Annotated in this window: 17 protein-coding genes and 6 tRNA genes; 8 read left to right on the forward strand and 15 right to left on the reverse strand. The window is 28.2% G+C overall.

Translation table 11 applies throughout. The features are described from left to right. Positions 1-5 precede the first annotated feature (5 nt). The 7 genes from BP769_RS08280 to BP769_RS08310 all read right to left on the reverse strand — a co-directional run bounded on the left by BP769_RS08280 (position 6) and on the right by BP769_RS08310 (position 1362). Positions 6-155, reverse strand: a tRNA-Trp gene (locus tag BP769_RS08280). Positions 156-251: 96 nt separating this feature from the next. Continuing rightward, the gene (hjc, locus tag BP769_RS08285; RefSeq protein WP_413824715.1) at positions 252-659 is read right to left on the reverse strand and encodes a Holliday junction resolvase Hjc; all 408 of its coding nucleotides are present in this window, start codon (positions 657-659) and stop codon (positions 252-254) included. 185 nt (positions 660-844) lie between these two features. After that, positions 845-920 (reverse strand) — tRNA-His (locus BP769_RS08290). Positions 921-978: 58 nt separating this feature from the next. Continuing rightward, positions 979-1061, reverse strand: a tRNA-Leu gene (locus BP769_RS08295). A 48-nt stretch (positions 1062-1109) separates the two neighbouring features. Continuing rightward, positions 1110-1184, reverse strand: a tRNA-Glu gene (locus BP769_RS08300). A gap of 25 nt (positions 1185-1209) precedes the next feature. Next, positions 1210-1283, reverse strand: a tRNA-Ile gene (locus tag BP769_RS08305). Between the two features lie 6 nt (positions 1284-1289). Further along, positions 1290-1362, reverse strand: a tRNA-Asn gene (locus BP769_RS08310). 283 nt (positions 1363-1645) lie between these two features. Here BP769_RS08310 and BP769_RS08315 point away from each other — a divergent pair. The 4 genes from BP769_RS08315 (at position 1646) to hisE (ending at position 5377) form a co-directional block, all read left to right on the forward strand. Beyond that, entirely contained in the window at positions 1646-2647 is a 1002-nt protein-coding gene (locus tag BP769_RS08315; RefSeq protein WP_413824713.1) for a radical SAM protein, read from the forward strand. Between the two features lie 220 nt (positions 2648-2867). Further along, the gene (gene gatB / locus BP769_RS08320; RefSeq protein ID WP_413824860.1) at positions 2868-4220 is read left to right on the forward strand and encodes an Asp-tRNA(Asn)/Glu-tRNA(Gln) amidotransferase subunit GatB; all 1353 of its coding nucleotides are present in this window, start codon (positions 2868-2870) and stop codon (positions 4218-4220) included. A 32-nt stretch (positions 4221-4252) separates the two neighbouring features. Further along, entirely contained in the window at positions 4253-5062 is an 810-nt protein-coding gene (locus tag BP769_RS08325) for a CBS domain-containing ParB/RepB/Spo0J family partition protein (RefSeq protein ID WP_413824710.1), read from the forward strand. Positions 5063-5086: 24 nt separating this feature from the next. Next, positions 5087-5377 (forward strand): phosphoribosyl-ATP diphosphatase, encoded by a 291-nt coding sequence (gene hisE, locus BP769_RS08330; RefSeq protein WP_409198375.1) that lies wholly within the window; start codon positions 5087-5089, stop codon positions 5375-5377. A 51-nt stretch (positions 5378-5428) separates the two neighbouring features. Here the strand turns inward: hisE and BP769_RS08335 are convergent, their stop codons facing one another. Together BP769_RS08335 and larB are read right to left on the reverse strand one after the other, a co-directional pair. Then, complete coding sequence (locus BP769_RS08335; protein WP_413824708.1) at positions 5429-6037, reverse strand: GNAT family N-acetyltransferase; 609 nt, start codon at positions 6035-6037, stop codon at positions 5429-5431. 30 nt (positions 6038-6067) lie between these two features. Then, positions 6068-6859: a nickel pincer cofactor biosynthesis protein LarB gene (larB, locus tag BP769_RS08340; RefSeq protein ID WP_413824705.1), complete on the reverse strand. Its 792-nt coding sequence runs from the start codon at positions 6857-6859 to the stop codon at positions 6068-6070. Between the two features lie 129 nt (positions 6860-6988). On the opposite strand from larB, the gene hypF reads away from it, so the two are divergent. After that, positions 6989-9298: a carbamoyltransferase HypF gene (gene hypF / locus BP769_RS08345; protein ID WP_413824703.1), complete on the forward strand. Its 2310-nt coding sequence runs from the start codon at positions 6989-6991 to the stop codon at positions 9296-9298. Positions 9299-9323: 25 nt separating this feature from the next. Here hypF and BP769_RS08350 read toward each other — a convergent pair whose 3' ends face one another. Then, the gene (locus BP769_RS08350) at positions 9324-9905 is read right to left on the reverse strand and encodes an ArsR/SmtB family transcription factor (protein WP_413824701.1); all 582 of its coding nucleotides are present in this window, start codon (positions 9903-9905) and stop codon (positions 9324-9326) included. Between the two features lie 308 nt (positions 9906-10213). On the opposite strand from BP769_RS08350, the gene BP769_RS08355 reads away from it, so the two are divergent. The 3 genes from BP769_RS08355 to dnaJ all read left to right on the forward strand — a co-directional run bounded on the left by BP769_RS08355 (position 10214) and on the right by dnaJ (position 14182). After that, positions 10214-10789, forward strand: coding sequence for a nucleotide exchange factor GrpE (locus BP769_RS08355; RefSeq protein WP_413824699.1), 576 nt, complete (start codon positions 10214-10216; stop codon positions 10787-10789). A gap of 92 nt (positions 10790-10881) precedes the next feature. Next, a complete protein-coding gene (gene dnaK, locus BP769_RS08360) occupies positions 10882-12792 on the forward strand; it encodes a molecular chaperone DnaK (protein ID WP_413824697.1) in 1911 nt (636 codons plus the stop codon). Between the two features lie 229 nt (positions 12793-13021). After that, positions 13022-14182, forward strand: coding sequence for a molecular chaperone DnaJ (dnaJ, locus tag BP769_RS08365; RefSeq protein ID WP_413827084.1), 1161 nt, complete (start codon positions 13022-13024; stop codon positions 14180-14182). Between the two features lie 295 nt (positions 14183-14477). On the opposite strand, the gene BP769_RS08370 is transcribed toward dnaJ, so the two are convergent. From BP769_RS08370 to BP769_RS08390, 5 genes are all read right to left on the reverse strand, one after another. Beyond that, the gene (locus BP769_RS08370) at positions 14478-14822 is read right to left on the reverse strand and encodes a DUF2149 domain-containing protein (protein ID WP_413824693.1); all 345 of its coding nucleotides are present in this window, start codon (positions 14820-14822) and stop codon (positions 14478-14480) included. A gap of 12 nt (positions 14823-14834) precedes the next feature. Continuing rightward, positions 14835-15497: a MotA/TolQ/ExbB proton channel family protein gene (locus BP769_RS08375; protein WP_413824691.1), complete on the reverse strand. Its 663-nt coding sequence runs from the start codon at positions 15495-15497 to the stop codon at positions 14835-14837. 183 nt (positions 15498-15680) lie between these two features. Beyond that, complete coding sequence (locus BP769_RS08380; protein WP_413827081.1) at positions 15681-16388, reverse strand: DUF2162 domain-containing protein; 708 nt, start codon at positions 16386-16388, stop codon at positions 15681-15683. A 54-nt stretch (positions 16389-16442) separates the two neighbouring features. Continuing rightward, complete coding sequence (locus tag BP769_RS08385; protein ID WP_413824304.1) at positions 16443-19937, reverse strand: beta strand repeat-containing protein; 3495 nt, start codon at positions 19935-19937, stop codon at positions 16443-16445. Positions 19938-20039: 102 nt separating this feature from the next. Then, on the reverse strand, positions 20040-23348 hold the full coding sequence (locus tag BP769_RS08390; protein WP_413824306.1) for a beta strand repeat-containing protein: 3309 nt from the start codon (positions 23346-23348) through the stop codon (positions 20040-20042). Positions 23349-23418 lie beyond the last annotated feature (70 nt).

The following is a 23418-nucleotide window of genomic DNA, read 5'->3' on the forward strand; positions in this document are numbered from 1 at the left end:
AAAAGTGGGGTCACAGGGATTTGAACCCCGATCCTAGGATTTCTCTTGTCTCAGTACTCCAATTGATCATCATATCAATCACATACTGATCAGACTGCGCGTTTTCTTCAAAGACAACTGGAGTCCCAGATGATGCCAGGTTACACTATAACCCCAAATATAAATTCATAAGAAATAACATTCTTACAGTATATAAAAATTAGTTATTAATATTATTTAAACTTTATGTTTAAACATAATTTATAAAAAGTTTAAAATTTAATTTGCTTATCTTTACCTGTAATTTCATCAAGTTCTAAACCTTTTTCTAAAGCAAAATCTTTCTCAATTTTATAATTATTACTTTTAGTTCTTTCAGTTGTTTTTGGATCTAAAAATAACCATTTAGTATACTTAAATTTAACCCCAATATATGGAGTTGCTCCAAAAATTTTAGAAAATTCACATAAAGCATCTATTTGAGGATAATCTATGTAAATTTTATCTTTAGTTGTTGTTTTAACTTCAATAGCTAAATATATTTTTGAATTACCTGCTAATACATCAGGTAATGGTTTTTTTGTAGCGCCTCCAGATGCGGGTGCTCTCATTGCTGCAAAATCTAAACTCCATAATCGATGAACTAAATCTCTTTCTTCTGCAGAACCTTTTTTAACCATTAAAAATCAACATCCTATAAATTAGAAATTATTTTAAAAATAATATATATAATAAATTTATTTTGACTATTAAAAGAACTTTTCCAAGCATTTGAAAATTAATAATAAAAATAATTATTATTGAATAAAAAATTAGATTAAATAATCAGGAATGAGGAAAAAATTAGTAAAATTAGTTATAAAAATGGGGCCGGGGCCGAGATTCGAACCCGAGTCGCAGGATCCACAGTCCCGTAGGATAACCGCCTACCCTACCCCGGCATTTGAACATATCATAAAATATGTAAAAGTAATTATTCATAGTAAATTAATAGATTAATGCGGGAGCAGGGATTCGAACCCTGGTAGACCTGCGTCAACAGGTCCTAAGCCTGTCCCCTTTGGCCGCTCGGGCACCCCCGCTTCGGAAAGGAGAGGGCATTCCCCTTGATAAAATCATATTAAATTAAATGCTTCGGCCGGGATTCGAACCCGAGTCTTCGCCTCGAAAGGGCAAAATGATTGGCCGGACTACACTACCGAAGCAGATATAAATGCATTTGATTAGGTATGGGCCCAATGGGGTTCGAACCCATGGCCGCCCGGTTATGAGCCGGGCGCTCTACCTGGCTAAGCTATGGGCCCAAAAAGCGCCATCGACAGGGCTCGAACCTGTGACCAATCGGTTAACAGCCGAACGCTCTACCTACTGAGCTACGATGGCATATGACACCCATGCTTTAATCAGAATGCAATAAAAATTTTCTGCTCAAAATAAAAAAAATTAGATTTTGAACATACAATTTAACTTGGACAATTATTGTATATAAAGGTTTTGTTTTAACTATTTTAAAACAAAAAAAATACTATGACCAAATAAATATCAATACTACAACTATGTTTTAATGACATATAAACTTTATGGAAAAATTAGATATTTAAAAGACAAAACCCATAATAAAAACAAACACAAAAAATTCAAAATAAAAAAATAAACAAAGGATAAAATGGAACAAAATACAATAAACAGTACAGAAATATTAGAAACAATAAATAAAGCTAATAAACTAACACTAAAAAATTTTTCAAACACAATTAGCTTAGAACGAGCAATATTCCTATCATGGTGGTGTGACAAAGGAGATTGTAAATTCTGTTATATGAGTACACAAAAAAATAAAATAAGTGATCCTAAAAAAGCTCGAAGAAAAGTTAACAACATTTTAGCAGAAGCAGAAATGTGTAAACGATTAGGATGGAATATTGAATTTTTATCAGGAGGATACAAATCATTCACAACATCTGAAATTAAATCAATAGCTTCAAATATATACAATATAACTGAAGAAGGTGTATGGTTAAACACTGGAATAACAGACCAATTAGAAGAATATGGGAAAGAAGTTAAAGGGATAACTGGAGCAGTAGAAACTGCAAACCACATACTCCAAAAAGAAATCTGTCCAAGCAAACCATTAAACGATATAAGTAAAATGTTAGATAAAGCTGGAGATTTAGGATTTAAAAAAGCCATAACTATAATTTTAGGATTAGGGGAAACATTTGAAGACATTAACTATTTAATCCAATACTTAAAAGAACATGACATAGACAGAGTTATATTTTATTCACTAAATCCACACCCTGAAACAATATATGTTAACAGTTCACAACCAGCATCCCTATATTATGCTAAAGTAGTCTCAACAATTAGACTAAACTTCCCAAAGATAGAAATAATATGTGGAACTTGGGTAGATAACTTAGCAAATATTGGAATATTAATATTAAGCGGAGCAAACGGAATAACTAAATTCCCCTTATTTAAAATGTTCGGAACAAAATATGGTAAAAGAGTAGAAGAAGAAGTACAATGGACTGGGAGAAAATTAAAAGGAACTTTCACCAATGAAGAAAAATTAGGATCAGAAAAAAGCCAATACAATCAAGATTTCAATCCTTACATAAAAAGATACATTAAAGATTCATTAAAAAACAAATACAAATAAAAAAAATAAAATTCTATTTTTCTATTAATAAAAAAAACCTTAAAATATAGATAATATTTATTAATAATTTCAAACAGAATCTTAACCAATATATATTATAGAGTAAAAAAAATAAAGAATTATTATAAAAATATTTTTTACTACTATTTTTTATAAAAAAAATTTTCCATTAATATAAAAAAATTATTCAATGGGAGGAATTACTATATCTGATGTAGACATGATGTGTGGATTAGAAATTCACGTACAATTAGAAACTGAATCCAAACTTTTTTGTGAATGTAAAACTAATTATAAAGAAGCTCCGGCTAATTCAAATATTTGCCCAATATGTTTAAACCAACCAGGAGCAAAACCTTACCCAACAAATGAAAAAGCTATAAAAAATGCTTTAATGATATCTTTAATGCTTAACTGTAAAATAGAACAAAATCAAGCTTATTTTATGAGAAAACATTATGATTATCCTGATTTATCCAGTGGATACCAAAGAACAAGTATCCCAATAGGATATGAAGGAGAATTAAATGGTATTAGAATAAGAGAAATACATATGGAAGAAGATCCAGGACAATATAAACCTGACAGAGGAACAGTTGACTTCAACAGATCCGGAATTCCATTAATAGAAATTGTAACAGAACCTGATATCAAATCTCCAGAAGAAGCAAGAAACTTCTTAAAAGAATTAATACGAGTATTACAATACAGTAAAGGAGCACGTGGAGAAGGTACTATGAGAGCTGATGTAAATGTTTCCATAAACGGAGGAAACAGAGTAGAAATGAAAAACATCAACTCCATTAAAGGAGCTTTCAAAGCACTAAAATTTGAAGTTGTAAGACAAAAAAACCTTACAAAAAGAGGAATAGAAATAAAACAAGAAACCAGAGCATACTTAGAAACTCAAATGATTACTGTATCAATGAGAGACAAAGAAAATGCAGATGATTACAGATTTATTCCTGACCCAGATTTACCTCCAATGCAAATATCAGACAAACAAATAAACGACATAATTGAAATAATGCCTGAAACACCATATAACAAGGCAAAAAGATTTGAAAAACAATATGGTATAGATAAAGAATCTGCAAAAGTATTAACCTCTGAAATAGATTTAGCAGATACTTATGAAAATGTTGTAAAAGAAATAAATCCAGAATTTGCTGCATTATGGATGAAAGATGAACTTAAAAGAGTACTAACTTATAATAAAATTGATTTAGTTGAAAGTGAAATCACCTCCCAAGACTTAATCGAATTATTCAACTTACTTGAAAATAAAAAAATCACAACTAAAGCAGGGCAAAGAATTATTGAAAAAATGCCAAATGAAGAAAAAACTCCAAAAGTTTTAGCTGAAGAATTAGGATTAATAGGAGTAGTTGAAGAAGATGGAATAGTTAAAGCTGCTAAACAAGCAATCGATGAAAATCCAAAAGCAGTTGAAGATTATAACAATGGACAAAAAAATTCAATTAATTTCTTAATGGGTCAAGTAATGAGATTAACTCGAGGTAAAGCAGATCCTGGAGAAACTGTTAAAATATTAAACGACTTATTAAAATAAGAAAATAGAATTTAATAGGAGGATGAAATTTTATGACAAGTAATGAAACTAAAATAAAATCAACAGTTAAAGATTATATGACTAAAAATGTAATTACTGTAACTCCTAACACTCCAAGTGCTGATGTAATTAAAATAATGAAAAAAACTGGACACGATGGATTCCCAGTTGTTGATGATAATGGGGCAATACAAGGCATAGTTACTGCTTACGACTTACTTCTTAAAGATTGGGCTGAATTAGTTAAAGGAGTAATGTCTAATGAAGTTGTAGTTGCATTAGATGATATGTCTATTAATGATGCTTCTAGAGTAATGTTTAGACATGGTATTTCCAGATTACCTGTTGTTAACGATAAAAAACAAGTTAAAGGAATCATAACCAATACAGATATGGTAAGATCACATATAGAACGTTCCACACCAACTAAAGTAGAATACTTTAAAGAAACATTAGAACAATTATATGGAATAAAAACAAAACTAAAACGAAAAGAAGTTCCAGTTAATGATTTAAGACCAACCCAAGATAGAATCTATGCTGATGAATTACAAGGAAGAATATATGAATTAGAAAGAGGATTAGCAGAACCTGCAATAGTTGTAAAAACTGGTAATCGTTGGATTCTTGTAGATGGACATCATAGAGCAGTGGCATCAATAAAATTAGGATTCGATAAAATAGATTCATATGTTATTGACTTAGGTCAAGATTTAAGATTAGGAATGGAAAAAACAGCAGATTCACAAGGAATTTATAAATTTGATGATATAAACATAATTGATGATGCTCAACACCCATTAATTGCATTAACTGAAACAATAAAAACAAAAAGAGATTAAATAAAAAATTTTGGAGGATTTAATATGGCAGATGAAACAATCATCAATGAAGTATATAAAGTACTAGAAGATAGAAGAGACAATCCTATTGATTCTTACACATCTAATATTATGAAAGATAGTGATAAAAAAGCTGTTGATAAGATTTGTGAAAAAGTAGGTGAAGAAGCAGCAGAAGTTATTTTAGCTGCAAAAAATGATGAAAACCTTGTTTATGAATCTGTTGATTTAATATTCCATAATTTATTACTCCTAGCATATAAAGGAGTAAACTTAAATGAAGTATTTGATGAATTTGAAAGAAGAAGAAAATAAATCATTAAATTTCAATTAAAAAAAAAAATTTATTCTTCATTACTCTTTTTTTCATAAAATATATTCTAAATTATACATTCCTCTTTCTGGATCTAAAATTTTTGATGACTTTTGATTAAATACTGAAAACCCTAAGGATTCATAAAGTTTTAAAGCACCTAAATTTCTAAAATCTGCATCAAGCACTACTCTTTTATAACCCTCATTTTTCGCATATTTAATTATTTTATTAATAACTAATTTTCCTAAACCTTGACCTCTATTTTCAGGGTTAATAGCAATTTCACCAATGTATAAATCATCATTATTAACTTTTGATAGAACTAATCTATCTAAAAATGAGATATAAGATAATTTAGAAGCTTCAGAAAATCTTAAATTTTTAAATAAAAATAAACTATCTTGAATAAGATTATGAGTTTCACCTTTACTAATTTTAACCATACCCATTATCTTACGATAATCATCTAAAATAACATAAAAAGAATAATTTTCATTACTAGCTTTTTTAAAGTTTAATAACATTTCATCTTCTAATGCAAAAAGAGCAATATCTTTATTTTTAAAGACTTTTTCATATGTTCTAAAATCCACATCATAGGTTAAACTAGCTAGTTTATGATAATCATGAATTTCAGGATTGAATTTTTCAAAAATCATTTTTTAACACAACAAAAAAAATTATTAAATTTAACGATTTTTAACAATTGTTAAAGCTAAAACTCCTGCACCAAAACCATTATCAATATTTACAACAGCTATTCCAGGAGCACAAGATTGAAGCATAGCAAATAAGGCTGTTTTACCATTATCACTTACACCATAACCTATACTAGTAGGAACCGCAATAACAGGCACATCCACTAAACCAGCAACAACTGAAGGTAATGCACCTTCCATTCCTGCACATGCTATAATGCAATTAACTTTATCTTTTATCATTTTACTAATTTGAGGTAAAAGTCTATGAATACCTGCAACACCAACATCATAAGAACTTATTACTTCACAACCACCCTCTTGAATTACAATTTTTGCTTCTTCTGCAACTGGAATATCAGAAGTTCCTGCAGTAAGTATACCTATTTTCCCATAATCTGGATTAATCTTATTTTTTAGTGGATAATTATTAATCCTTAAAATTTTAGCTTTATGATTATAATCTAAATTAAAACCTTTTTGTTTTAAATCACTTAAATCTTTATTTAAAGATTCAAATCTGGATTTAGATAAACGAGTGAAAAGTAATGAAGATTTTTCATTAGGTTTAACTGATTTAAAATAATTATTTGCTATAATAATTAAATCTTCATAATCTTTACCACTAGAATAAACAGCTTCAGGAAAACCTGTACGATCCTCCCTATCCCTATCGAATTTAATTAATCCTTCCATATCAATTATATTATCAGCTTTTAAAATGTTTTCACATTCTTCAATGGTTATTTTACCATCTAAAAGATTCTTTAGTGTTTCTTTCAATTCATCCACCAATGTTTTTTTAATTTTATAAAGACTTATATTTTTATTAACTATTTATAATATATTAGTTATTATTAATATTTATAAAAAAAATTATTTTTACTAATTTTTTAATAGGAAACAATTATTATGAAAAGTACAAAGATTTTAGTTCAGGGCATTGTTCAAGGAGTAGGATTTAGACCTTTTGTTTACAGAGTTGCAACTGAATTAAAATTAAAAGGTTATGTTAGAAATTTAGGAAATGTAGTTGAAATAGTACTTCAAGGAGAAAAAAAGAATATTGAACAATTTTTATATGATTTAGAAAATAAAAAACCCCCTATTTCAAAAATAAATTCTATTAAAACCAAAAACTTTGAAAACAATGAAGAGTATGATGAATTTAAAATTTATGAAAGTTTGGATAATTTTTCTGGAACTTCTGTTATACCTCCGGATTTAGCTATTTGTGATAATTGTTTGAAAGAAATAAGAGATCCAAATAATAGAAGATATCATCATCCTTTTAATGCTTGTACTGATTGTGGTCCACGTTTTACAGTTATAGAAAATGTTCCTTATGATAGAGATAAAACAACTATGGATGATTTTCCATTATGTGATAAATGTGAAAAAGAATATACAGACCCTTTAAATCGAAGATATCATGCAGAAGCAATGTGTTGTCCTGATTGTGGTCCTAAATTAAGTTTATTTGATAAAGAGGATAATGATTTAAATTCAAAACATCCTTTACATGATACTGTGAAATTATTAGATGAAGGTAATATATTAAGTATTAAAGGTATTGGAGGAACACATTTAGTTTGTAAAGTTACAGATGAAGATGTTGTTAATCGTTTAAGAAAACGTCTTGGGAGAAAAAGTCAACCTTTTGCAGTTATGAGTCCTGATATCGAAACATGCTTAACTTTTACTGAAATAAGTCAAAAAGAGAAAATAACTTTAAAATCTAAGGAAAGACCTATTGTAGTGGTTAAAAAAAGTAAGGATTATTATTTTGCAGATTCAGTAGCTCCAAATTTACATACAATTGGGGTGATGTTACCTTATTCTCCTTTACATAATCTTTTGTTTGATTTTAGTGAGGAGCCTGCATATATTATGACATCAGCTAATGTTCCAGGTGAACCTATGATGATAAGTAATGAGGAGATTCTTGGAAACTTAAAAGGTATTAGTGATTATAGTTTAATTCATAACAGAAGAATTGTTAATCGTTGTGATGACTCTGTTGTACGATATCGTAATGATATGTTATCTTTTATTAGACGTTCTAGAGGTTACACACCTGAACCTTATGATTTGAAAGGTAAAGTTTTAAATAAAAATGTTTTAGCTCTTGGTCCTGAATTAGATGTGACTTTCACAATAGTTAAAAATAATTTAGCATATGTTTCCCAACATATTGGTAATACTAATAAATATAAAACTTACTTGTTTTTACAAGATGCTATAAAAAATATGATGAATATTACAAAGACTAATGATTTTGATATAATTGCTTGTGATATGCATCCTCAATTTTTCACAACTAAATTAGCTAAAGAATTAAGTGAAAAATATAATGCAGAATTAGTGCAAGTTCAACATCATCATGCTCATGGAGTTGCTTTAGCAAATGATAATGATATTGATGAAATGATTGTTATTGCATCTGATGGTGTAGGTTATGGTAGTGATGGAACTGCATGGGGTGGGGAAATACTTTATACTGATATTGAAAGTTTTGAAAGATTAGGATCTTTAATGCCTCAAAAGATGCCTGGTGGAGATTTATGTGCTAAATATCCTGCTCGTATGTTAGCTAGTATATTGGATTCTTGTGAAAGTTTCACTAGAGATGAAGTAATTAAATTATTAAAAGAAGATTATGTTGATTATTTCCCTCATGGAGATATGGAAATTGAAAATTTTTTTAAACAATTAGATTCTAATTTGAATGTTGGGATTACTAGTAGTACTGGTAGAGTATTGGATTCTATTTCAACTGCATTAAATATTTGTGGTGAACGGAATTTTGAGGGTGAAGCTGCTATGAAATTAGAATCTGTGGCAATACCTGCTAAAGGTGAATATAATATTCCTCTTAGTTTTAAAAAAGTAAAGAATCGCACTGTACTGGATACTGGTAATATTTTAAAAAGTGTTATAGATTTAATTAATGAGGGTGTGGAAAAAAGTGAAATTGCTTATGCTGGACAAGTTGCTGTTAGTGAAGGTTTAAGTAAGATTGCTGTTGATGCTGCAAGAAAAAAAGATGTTAAATGTATTGGTGCTACTGGTGGTACATTTTATAATGAGTTAATTAGTTTAACTACTAAAAATTATATTGAAAACAATGATTTTGAATTTATTCAACACAAAAATTCTTGTGCTGGTGATGGTTCTGTTTCTTTAGGTCAAGCTATTGTTGCAGCTTATAAAAAAAAGTAAAAAAAATAAAAAATTAAATTTTTTTTTAATATTGTTCTATGAAGAAATATGTTTTGTGTGGTTTTATGATATCTTTTCTATTATCTTGTTCGTCTGCAGTTCTTTCTAGGATGTATTCTGCTCGACTTTTTAGATTATCATATAATCTTATTAAACTTTTAAGTTCTTCAACAGCTTCCCATTGACCTTGATCGATTTTTTTCTCTAATTCTAAGAGTTTTGACCATTCGTCTCCTGATGGTAATTGTTTTTTATTTAACATATCATCAGGGTTGTTGACATGTATTGTTATTGGTGTGATTTGTATGTTTACGGTGACATCATTTGGCATGTCATAGTATTTTCGTGGTCTTCCTCTGACTACTTTTTTAAATGAAGAGTTTAAGATCCCAATATCTTCCATTGCGCGTAAGTGTTCTATTATAGCTTTTTGTCCGATATTTAGTTCTTGTGAAATTTCACTAACAAATTTTGGTTCATCTCTTAGTAAATTGATTATGTCTCTTCTAGTTTTACATCCCATTACATCTAAGATGTCTTCCATACTCACATCTTCAAGGTCTATATGGCTATTTTGGTTTTGTGAATTTTGTGGATTGTTTGTCATAGTAATTATATATTAAGTAAATTATCCTTTATATAACTTTTTGTTATTAAAAGATGAAAAAAACCGAAACCTTTATATAACTTTTTGTTACTATAATAGTAATAGAGAAAGATAACTTTTTGTTACTTTAATATTTTTCTCAAAAAATATTATTAAATAAGTCAACCTCCTAAAAAAAAATATATTATCCCAAAAAAATATTTTAATATCTCAAAAAAAATGGAACTTATTATCAAACAACAAAGAGAAAAAAAAGACAGAGTACAAATCCACTTTCTCCCTCTTTAATTATTCATAAAGGTGAACAAATGGCTAATGAAAAAGAAGAAAAAGATTCTAAAAAAACAACTGAAAAATCAGAAAAAAAGAATCTAGAAAAAGATGAAAAAAAATCTAAAAAACTTAACAAAAAATCTAAAAAAGACGAATTAGCTAAAATTAAAGAAGACCTTGAAAAGAAAGAAGAGGAATTAGCTGATTGCAAATCATTAACATTAAGACAACAAGCTGATTTCGAAAATTACAAAAAATTTTCAGAAAAACAAAAGTCCGAATTAATAAAATATGCTAACGAAGAATTAATAACAAACCTTCTAGATTGCTATGAAGACTTAGAACGAGTAACAGAAAACTCACAAACAGAAGAAGATGCAATTGAAGCAACAAAATTAATTTATAAAAAAATGACTAAAGTTTTAGAAAAAGAAGGATTAAAAGTAATCCCTGCAAAAGGAGAAAAATTTGATCCATACAAACATGAAGCACTACTAGTAACAGATAGTGACGAATACGAAAACAATGAAATAATTGATGAACTAATGAAAGGATACACCTTAAAAGATAAAGTAATCAAATATTCCAAAGTTAATGTATGTAAAAAATAGATCTGAAAAATTTTAGCAAAAATAAAAAATTAATATTTATAATATTATTATAAAAAAACTCATAAAAATAACAAAAAATAAGGTGACAAACTATGTCTGAAGAAAACAAAAAAGAAAAAATAATCGGTATTGATTTAGGTACCAGTAACTCAGCAGCATCCGTACTTGTAGGTGGAAAACCAACAATCATCCCATCAGCAGAAGGAGCAACACAATACGGAAAAGCTTTCCCAAGCTACGTTGCATTCACCGAAGACGGACAAACATTAGTTGGAGAACCAGCTAGAAGACAAGCAATTACAAACCCTGAAAACACAATAAGTGCAATTAAAAGAAGTATGGGTACTAATAAAAAAGTAAAAGCAAACGGAAAAGAATACACCCCACAAGAAATTTCCGCAATGATCTTACAAAAAATCAAAAAAGATGCAGAAAGTTTCTTAGGAGAACCAATCGAAAAAGCAGTAATCACAGTTCCAGCATACTTTGATGATAACCAAAGAACCGCAACAAAAGATGCAGGTACAATTGCAGGATTAGATGTAGTAAGACTCGTAAACGAACCAACAGCAGCAAGTTTAGCATACGGAATCGATAAACAATCCGATGATGATATAAACATTATGGTATTCGATTTAGGAGGAGGAACCCTCGATGTAACCATTATGGAATTTGGTGGAGGAGTATTTGAAGTAAAATCCACAAGCGGAGACACCCAACTCGGTGGTACCGATATGGATAATGCAATTATGAAATACTTAGCTGATGAATTCAAAAAATCAAGCGGAATCGACTTAATGGACGATGACCAAGCAGTACAAAGATTAAGAGAAGCAGCTGAAAAAGCAAAAATCGAATTATCCACAACATTAACAACTGATATAAACTTACCATTCATCTGCGTAGATGGTAGTGGAAAACCACAAAACTTAATCAACACATTATCCAGAGCAAAACTCGAAGAATTAGTAAACGGAATCGTTAACAAATGTGGAAACCCTATGAAACAAGCATTAGATGATGCAAAAATGAACAAAAAAGACATCAACAAGATCATCCTCGTAGGAGGACCAACTAGAATGCCTGTAGTTCAAAAATATGTAGAAAAATTCATAGGTCAACCAGTAGAAAGAGGAATTGACCCAATGGAATGTGTAGCAATGGGAGCAGCAATCCAAGGAGGAGTATTAGCTGGAGAAATAAAAGACCTCGTTCTTTTAGATGTAACCCCATTATCCTTAGGTATTGAAACATTAGGATCCGTAAGTACAAAACTTATTGACAGAAACACAACCATCCCAACCAAAAAGAGTCAAATATTCTCAACTGCAGCAGATAACCAAACAAGTGTAGACATCCATGTATTACAAGGTGAAAGACCAATGGCTGCAGATAACACAACTCTCGGTAGATTCCAATTAATAGGAATACCAGCAGCACCAAGAGGAATGCCACAAATTGAAGTTACCTTCGATATTGATGCAAATGGAATATTAAATGTAACTGCAAAAGATATGGGAACTGGAAAAGAACAAGCAATCACAATATCTGCACCAAACAAATTATCTAAAGATGATATTGATAAAAAGGTTAAAGAAGCAGAAATGCATGCTGACGAAGATAAAAAGAAACAAGAAGAAATTGAAGTCAGAAACAATGCAGATTCCATGATTTACACTTCAGAAAAAACAGTAGAAGATTTAAAAGATAAAATCTCTGATGAAGAAAAATCTGACATCGAAAAATTAACATCCGAATTAAGAGAATTAATTAGCGGTGACGACATAGCAGCAATCAAAGATAAAACTGAAGAATTAACTAAAAAAGTTCAAGATGTAGGTGCAAAAATTTATCAAGAAGCTGCAGCAGCTCAACAAGCACAACAAGAAGCACAAGGTGCAGAAGGAGCACAAGGTGCAGATGCAGGAGCTGACCAAAACAACGCTAATGATGATACTATCGATGCAGACTATGAAGTAAAAGATGATGATAAAAAAGAATAAAAAAAAATTAAGTTAAATTAATTTTTAACTTAAATTATTTTTTTTTAAACAAAATTAGAAAAAATAAACCACCACAAAAAAATAATTTTAAATATTTATATAATAAACAATAATATTATAATAACAAAAATTTATTTTAATAAATTATTAATTCTAATTTTGAACTATTATTCCATTTTTTAAAAATTAAGATCATAGTTCAGTATTTATACATGAAAAAGGTGAACAAATGGCAGAAAAGCGAGATTACTATGAAATTCTTGGAGTAGACAAAGGTTCTACCGACAAAGAAATTAAAAAAGCTTATCGAAAATTAGCAATGAAATACCATCCAGATGTCAGTGACGATCCAGATGCAACAGAAAAATTTAAAGAGATAAGTGAAGCTTATGCTGTTTTATCAGACGAAGATAAACGACAAAGATATGATAAGTTCGGTCATGCAGGAATGGATGGATTTTCACAAGAAGATATATTCAGAAATGCAAACTTTGATGATATATTCCAAGGTTTCGGAGGATCAGGCGGATTTAACGTAGAAGATATCTTCGACATGTTCGGTTTCGGTGGAGGAAGACCAAGATCAAATAGACAAGGCCCTCAAAGAGGATCTGATATTTATACTGATATAACTATTAGTCTAGAAGAAGCTGCAAGTGGTTTAAGTAAAGATATAACAATAAGACATGATGTTACCTGTCCAAGTTGTAAAGGAGAAAAAGCTGAACCAGGCACTAATACAAAAACTTGTCAAACTTGTGGCGGAACTGGACAAGTAAAACAAGTGAACAGAACAATTTTAGGACAAATGGTTAATATAAGACCATGTAGAGATTGTAATGGAACTGGTAAAATAATAGAAGAACCTTGCCACAAATGTCATGGAAAAGGAACTGTTAAAGAAAGTAAAACCATTAATATCAAAGTACCTGCAGGTGTTGAAACTGGAAACAGATTAAGAGTATCTGGTGAAGGTAATGCAGGGGAAGTTGGTGGAGGATCTGGAGATTTATATGTTCAAATCCGAGTAAAACCAAATAAAAAATTTGAAAGAGATGGATCTAATCTTTACTACGAAAAAGAAATAAGTTTTGTTGAAGCAAGTTTAGGTGCAACAGTAGAAGTTCCAACAATTAAAGGAGCAATAGATTTAAAAATACCTGAAGGAACACAAAGTGGAACTGTATTCAGAGTCCGCGAACAAGGTATGCCAATAATGAACCGTGATATGAAAGGAAACCTTTATGTTACAGCAATAGTTGTTGTTCCTCAAAAACTTAATGAAGCTCAAAAAGACTTACTTAAAGAATTCGCTGATATAAGTGGAGAAGAAATCAAAACTTATAAAAAAGGAATTTTTGATAAAGTAAAAGATGCTATTAATAAATAACATTTTTTACAACTTTCTTATTTTTTTTAATTTTATTTAAATTTAAATTCTAATTTTACTAAATTGTACTATTTTTATTATTTAATGTATATTTTATACTTTCATATGTGTGAAAAAAGTTTATAAAAGAATAATATTATAAACTACTTATTTTAAAATGATGGTTTTAACTTAGATGTGAAAAATTATAGACTTTAGTTTTAATTAAATCAATTTTAAAAATCTATCTAAAAATAGAAATAATGTTTAATAAAAAATTAAAAATAAAAAAAATAAGATATTAAGAATATAATATTCACATGGTACTTTCTACCATTATTAATTTTCCCGAACTAGGATCCTTATACACTTTACCCATTTCAGTATAACCTTTTCCAGATGCATTACTGGTATCTGGTGTGTCGTTTAATTGTTGGCCTTGATCTACTTGTGCTACTTTTTGCATTGCATTCATAGCATCTTGTTTTTGACTTTGACTAATATCCTCATTAAAAACAACATCTTGCATGTTCCAACTCATAACAAGGAAAACTAGTAAACCTACTGCAATAACCAGCATAGCATCAACAAGATTACCTACACCAGCCATTGGATCTTCTTCTTCATGTTTACGTCGTCTACGACTAGTCTCACGAACCATAAAAAAACCCCCCTATTTTCCATAAGATTTTAAATGATTCAACTTATCTAAGACAACATCAGCTAAAGCATCAAGATTAGATAAATACTCCTCATACCAACGACTTCTAACCTTAGATACAAAGTAAGCAATCGCACCAGCACCAATACCAACAACAGTAGTATCAAAAGCTACAATAATAGCTTGAGATAAAGTGTTAACATCACCTGTTCCTAATGCTGCAAGACCTGGACCCATAGGGATTAAAGTACCCATTAATCCAAGAGTTGGACCAATACGAGTAATAATATCAGTCTTTTCCAAAGACTTCGCAGTCTTATCCTCCTCATTTTCTATAAACTTACGAGCTAAAGCAACACGAGAATCCTTAGTCAAAGAACTAGAAGACGCAATCTTATCCAAAACACTTCTTTGAGATTTAGGAATTTTAGCAGAAGCAATAACCTCTTTCATTTCCTCAACAGTACCAGATTCACTAATACTATATATCAATTCACGCATAGTTTTCATAGAAACTTTCTTACGAGAAGTATACTCAGATATAAGACCTCCCAGTATTATAACTGAAATAACAGCAAATAATAATAAAAATACAATAACTGGAATCTGTAAACTTTGTGAAATAACATCTAAAGCAGATGTTAAAAAGCTACTTCCAGGAATGCTTGAAACCATTAATTTTCACCTTTAAAAATTTTTTAAATATAAAGATGAGTGGCCAAAAATATATTTTTAAAGAAAAATTTTCTTCAATTAGTAAACTAAACATTTTTTTTATAATGTTTATGCTTACAAATTTTAAAGTTTTGACCATCCATCATAAATTCCATTATTTTATTTTTTTTTCTTAATTTCTTTTTAATCTAGTAAGGTAGATTTTTTTGTCATGATATATCCAATTATTATTAAAATTAATGCTAATACTATAAACATGAATAATGAGTTAAAAGATTGGATATTAATTCCACTAAACTGCTTACTTAATGCAGTTGCTATGTTTGGTAAAACTATAGCAGAAAGTAGGAAGTATACTCCTAGGAATAATTCAAAGTTTCCAAGAATAATTGGATAAGGTTTTTTAATAAACTTAACAATTGTATTAGATGCAAAATATGATATTAAAATGGTTGCAACAAGTGCAACTGCAACATATTCACTTAAAATAAATACACCAATACTTACAGTTGGAGCAAGTAACAATATAGTAGCTATAATCACTCCAAAACAACATGGACAAGGAGCAATAACAACCATACAAGTAGCAGCAGTAGTGTTCTTATTATGGACTTTATACTCTCGAATAGTTAAAACACCTGCCACAATCATTATAGCAGCCATTATAATAAAAAATCCAGAATTATAAGTATAAATCAAATTAGTTAACTGACTTGTATAATAAGAAGCCACCTTAGACAATATTAAAACTCCAGCACCATAAGCAATACAAATTGCTGCAAGATACTTCTTAGAAATATTAGCCAAACCAGAAGCCAAACCCACCTTAATACCAAAAACCAAAACAGCGGATAGTATACCTACTTGCATTAAAATACTAAATATTTCCATAATAATTTTTCTCCAAATTTTTTTTCTTTTTATTATTTTCTAAAGTTTAAAGCTTTATGCTTTAGTTACGATTAAAGAAGTTAAACTACTAGTTGAAGGTTGATATGCATTATTACCACTATAACTGGATAAACAGGTATATTTACCTACAAATAAATTAATTTCTAATTGATATTCACCAGTATTATCAGTAGTAACCCAATAAATTTTACTAGCACCATCACTCAAACGAGTTAAATTCAAAGCAACATGCTGACCAACAATAGGATTACCATTAATATCACATAATTTACCTGTGAAATTCTGACCAGCACCATAAACTTCAGTAAAATTATTATTAGTTAAAACAGTACTAGTACGATTATCAATTTTAGTAACAACTTGAATATTAACAACGTTAGAAGTGGAATGTAAATAAGTAACATTAGATTGATTAAAACCATCAAAACTAGCACGAGCAGTATAATTACCTATAAATAAATTAATTTCTAATTGGAACTCACCAGCACCATCAGTAGTAACCCAATAAATTTTACTAGCACCATCACTTAAACGGGTTAAATTCAAAGCAACATGTTGACCAACAATAGGATCACCAAACTCATCAAGTAATTTACCAGTAAAATTCTCACTAGAACCATAAACTTCAACCATATTATTACAAACTAAAACAGTAGAAATATTATCATTACTTCCATAATTATCATGAACTAAATTTGTTTTTGGATTAACTGCATTATTTCCAGTATAATTAGCTGAGATTAGAGAGTTATTTATCACATAATTAGTGTTTGTGGTAGCGTTTACAGCATAAACGGCAGTTGTTTTAATAGTATTATTTGTTATATTATTTGAATTGGAGTTTTGGTAAAGGAATATTCCACTATTACCTAGAGGTATTGCATCAGAATGTAATGTAGACCCAATATTTTTTAATGAATTTCCTAAAGATTGAATATTATTAGAATTAATTAAATTATCTGATGACATATACCCTGCAATTCCATATACATAACTACCATTTCCTAAAAGTTTATTAGAACTTATAGTATTATTATTTGATTGGAAAATTTCTATAGTATAAATGGTATTAGAGTTTATATTAACTATGTTTTCTTTAATTTTGTTGTATTGACTTATTTCTAATGTAATACCATATGCATAATCATTTGAATTTAAAGTTAATTTGTTATTAAATATTTTAGTGTTTATACTGTTATATCCAGTGATAATACCAGATACAAAGTAGTTTCCTTTAATATTAATGTTATTATTTTTAAAACAATTATTTTCAGCACTTGTATTTCCAATATTTGTTTGAGCTCCTAATACTCCTGTACCATATATAAATGGATCAAATGAACTTAAACTTATTATATTAGAATCAACAGTATTGTTATGACTATCATAATAGATATCTATACCAACTATTGAGTTTGTAGATTCATTATATGGAGAATATTCTTTTGTTAATCCAGATGTTACATTTACATTGTTTTGGGTGATATTGTTATTAGATGAGTATAATGCTAAAATACCATATGTTCTGTATATTTCTGGAATATTATGAACCCCATCAATACATGCTTCAGGTTCAAAAAGATGTACTTCACTTGTTCCGTTAGTATAAACATTATTATGAGCAATATAATTATTACTTGCTGCATAAGTTAAAATGGTGTATGTTAAGTATTTTCCATTAGATATTAATGTATTATAACTTACATTATTGTTAGATGAATCATAAATGTAAATTGCATAAGCTGCATCTTTATCTGTAACATTAATATAATTATTTATAATTTTAACATTAGATGCACCATTTACATATATACCCCATTGATCTATTGCATTAGGATTATTATTTATAATGTTTAATCCTTCAATATCACATCCAGATGCAGTTACTTTAACTGTGGAGTTATAGAAGAATGCATTATTACCTAATATTTTTAATTTAGAGTTTAAGGTTAAATTTTTATTTGTAAATTTTCCATTAAATATGATAGTATCTCCGTCTTTTAAGGTACCTACTATGATTTGACCTGTACTATCGAAGAAATTTGAAAAATTATCATTATTTATATTATAGACTGTTCCATTAAAATCTGTTTGATTACCTGAAGAATTTGTTCCTGAAGGTAATCCTATTTTAGCTTCCCCAATGACTGTATTATCTTTAATAATTGTTGAAGTATCAGATTCTCTAGCATCTATAGCATATTCTGCAGATGTTAAAACAGTATTATTTGTAATACTTAAATTTTTAGGATATTTTGTACTTGATTGTTTTTTAATTAAAATATCCACTCCGGAATTGCTTGAAATATTATTGGAAGTTATCACAATGTTTGAAAAATCACCCATAGTGTATATACCATTACCAGAAACTGTATTTATAATATTATTAGATATGATTATATTATCGCCTGCACTTCTAATTCCTATAGTTGATCCTTTAACATGAATAATATTGTTTGTTACATTTGAATTACTTAAAACATAAATTCCAGCAGAAACTGTAGAACTTGAAATTGTATTTCCTGAAATTAAAGAATCATCTGAACCACTTATAGCATAATCGCCAATAATATTAGTTAAATTGTTATTTATAATAGAATTATTATTACCAGTAGATGAAATACCTCGATATGTACCAATAACCTTATTATTTTCTGCTTTATTATTATATCCCATCATTTGAATAGCATAATTCCATGAAGATGGATTATCTATAAGACAAGTAACTGTGTTTCCTATTATAGTATTATAATAAGAATATCCTCCACTAAATTTTCCAGAACCATAATAAGATAAGTATATAGCATTTACTCCATCATTAGTTACATAATTATTTTTAATAGTGTTATAATTTGCACCACCTAATACTAATGTTGAGTGAGTTTTGCCTTCTGAAGTTTTTTTAGTTTCTAAATAATTATTTGATATGTTATTGTAATTTGAACCAGTATTTAATGCAATGGCCATTGCTCCAACACCATTTACAGAGATATTATTGTTGAATATAGTGTTATTTTCTGCATTATAAAGAATTATTCCAAAACCGTCAGAGTTACTATTAATAATTTTTAAATTAGATATAGAAGAACCAGAACCAGAATTATAAATAGTTATAGTTCCGTTATATAAAATTGCATTATTTGATGTACTGGTAATTGTTAAAGGATTTTTAACTATGAAATTTTTATTAATAAAAGTTCCAGATAAATCTATTGTATCTCCATTATTTATCCCACTAGAACTTAATAAGTTACCGTTTTCATCAAAATAATTAGAGTAAGAATTTTCAGTCACTTGTACTGTTTTTGATGATGAAGAAACAGTGTTAAACATTGAAATATTTGTATTCATATCATTAGAATTTTCTAAATTAGGGGATTTTGATGAAATTGAATCTGTTAAACTATTTGTATTATTATAATTTTGTGAAATTGAAGAAACATTATCATTTAAATCTGTAGCACTTACTGTACTAATTGATAATATTATAAAAATTAATAAAAATGTTATGATTTTTAATTTTTTCATTTTTAATTCACCTTAAAAAAAAATTTAAAAAAAGTTTAGAAAAAGGATAAAGAAAAAAATAAATTTTTCTCTTTTTATTCAATTTTTCTAAAGTTTATATTCTTATGCTTTAGTTACGGTTATAGAAGTTAGACTACTAGTTGAAGGTTGATAAAGACCGTTACCATCATAACTGGATAAACAAGTATATTTACCTGCAAATAGATTAATTTCTAATTGATATTCACCAGCATTATCAGTAGTAACCCAATAAATTTTACTAGCACCATCACTCAAACGAGTTAAATTCAAAGCAACATGCTGACCAACAATAGGACTACCATTAATATCACTTAAAGTACCAGTGAAATTTTGACCAGCACCATAAACTTCAGTGAAATTTTTATTGCTTAAAATAGTACTAGTACGATTATCAATTTTAGTAACAACTTGAATACTAGCAACACTAGAAGTGGAAGGTAAATATGTGAGATTATCTTTACTAAATCCATTATAACTAGCACTAGCAGTATAATTACCTACAAATAGATTAATTTCTAATTGGAACTCACCAGTGAGATCTGTAGTAACACCATAAATCTTACTAGCACCATCATTTAAACGAGTTAAATTTAAAGCAATGTGTTGACCAACAATAGGGTCACCAAATTCATCAAGTAACTTACCAGTGAAATTTTGACCAGCACCATAAACTTCAACCATATTATTACAAATTAAAAATGTTTTTAGACTTGCTGATTTATTTGTATTATTATATACGGTTAAGTTTGTTGCACCAGTTTGATTGATATAAATTTTTTGATTGGTGTTAAATGTATTATTAGTAATGTATGAATTTTTAGAGTTACCTATTAATATTACTGCTGCATTACCTGATGGAATCATATCTCCACCACTTTGAGTTGAGCTTCCATTTCCACCAATGAAAGTCATATTATTATGATTAATTACACTGTTATCTAAAGCGTAGCCTGCTACACCATATACAGCATTTCCTTTAGCTTTAAGATTATTATAATTTATAGTATCATTAGATGAAGAAGTAACTTCGATTAAACGTACATCGACACCTTCTCCTGTGACATTATTATAGGTTATAATATTGTTACCACCAGTACTTGGATAAAATGGATCTGTAGCTATACCATAAACAAAATTATTAGAATTAATATCAATGAAATTATTAGATATTTCACTATTAACTGCATTAGTATAAATACCAGCCATATAATTACTATTTACATTAGCTAAAATTGAATTGTTTGTGATTTTAATAGATGTTATATTTTTTGTTGCAGGATAAGGTGCTATTATATTCATACCATAGTTATAATCAGCATTACCTGTTAATAAAATATCATTATTATTAATATTTAAATCAGTTAATCCATCTTCAGAAGCATAAATACCAGCTATACTAGATGATCCATAACTACCTACATCAATACCATCATCACTATTTATAAAAATAACATTATCATTTATAGAATTAGATGAACTTTCAATATCCATACCATTTGCATTTGTGGAATTAATTAAATTATCAGAAATAGAGTTTCCAGTAGAACCAGAAATTAATTTAATAGCTGCATTTCCACTTTTTATAGCATCAGAATTATTTAAAGCTATTTTACTAATATTTCCACCAATAATAGTTATATTATTATTGTTAATTGTACTATTTGTAAGGGAATATCCAGAAATTGCATAAACACCTTTACCTTCACCAATTAAAACATTATCAGATATAGTATAATTATTAATCATGAATAAAGAACCAATTAAATAATTCATGATTCCTTTTGAATTAATTGTATTTTTACTAATTGTAACATTACTTGGAATTACAGTTGAGCTATATACATTATTTCCAGAAATTCCATAGGTTATTCCATTATTTTCAAGCTTAAAATTATTGTTTAAGATATTAGAATTATCTAAACCTACAGCATAAACACCATAGATCATATTTTCATAACCTTTACCAGTGATATTATTATTGTTTATTGTAAATGAAGTGAATTCCCCAGTATAAGGATAATTAACAGATAAATATACTCCATAAACATATTTTACTGCACTATCATAATTTATATTATTATTAGTGAGTGTTACATTTTTAATAGGATTATTAGAAACTATATTAATAGCTGCTAACATGTAGTTTGTATAATTTTTAGTTGTATTTAAAACAATATTATTATTATCTATTTTATTAGATGAACTTTCAAGGTTTATTGCAAAAGTATCAACTGCTTTAATAGTATTAGTATTAATATTGTTTCCAGTAGAATCTCCAACTAATGTAATTGCAGAATTACCACTTTTTATAACATCATTATTAGTAATATTTAATAATGAAATGTTTCCACCAATAATGTTGATTAGATTATTATTAATATTACTATTTGTAATTGAGTATGCAGCTATAGCATAAACACCGTTACCAATTGCAGATAATTCCTTACCGATAATATTCATTTCAGTATTTTTAAAGGTTTCAATTAAATAAACCATTTGTCCTTTAGCTGAAATTTGATTTTTACTTATAGTGATGTTACCAGTTGAATTTGTTAATCCCCAATTATTAGATATAGCAATACCATAAACAAAACTATTAGAAGAAATATTAATATTATTATTAGAAATTATACTGTTAATTAAACCTGAAGCATAAAGTCCTGCATAATATTTACTATCTACAATTCCATTAATTGTATTATTAGTAATTTTATAACCTGTTATAGTTGCAGTTCCTGTTGGATCATTAAAATAAGAAGCAGCTTGAATATCAATAGCAAAAGTATATGAATTGATACCATTCATTGAAATTATATTATTTGAAATTATATTATTATTTCCATCTTCAGCATAAATACCATAACTATTATTTCCTGTTATCTTAATATTGTTATTTGTTATGGTATTGTTAGAAGAATAAACATTAATACCATTAGTAGTATTTGAAATTAATGTTAAACCTGAAATAGTAGATCCATCACTACCAGATAAAAGAGTAATAGAACCATTAGCTAAAACACTTGTTGAATTTAAGTTTGTTATAGTTAAAGGAGTATTTATAATAAAATTTTTCCCATTTACATTTCCTATATTAATAGTATCTCCAGAACTTATTCCAGAAGATGACTTTATATTTCCAGACTCATTAAAATAATTTGAATATGAGTCATCAGTTATATTGTAACTATTAGATGCTGAAAGTGTATTGATATTATTTGATGTACTAACCATCGTATTGGTTGATATATCAGAAGTTCCTAGATTTATATCAGAACTGTTAGAATCTCCAATATTATTAGAACTATAATTTATATCAGTAGCACTAGCAACACCTATAGTTAGAAATATTATTAATATTCCCAAAATTAATGTAACTTTTGTTACTTTCATTATTTTTCACCATTTATTTTTTTTCTATGAAAAAAGAAGCCAAAATATTACTTATATTCCAAATTTTTAA

It is taken from the genome of Methanobrevibacter sp. UBA417 (assembly GCF_002508845.1).
GTDB lineage: Archaea > Methanobacteriota > Methanobacteria > Methanobacteriales > Methanobacteriaceae > Methanobrevibacter_A > Methanobrevibacter_A acididurans.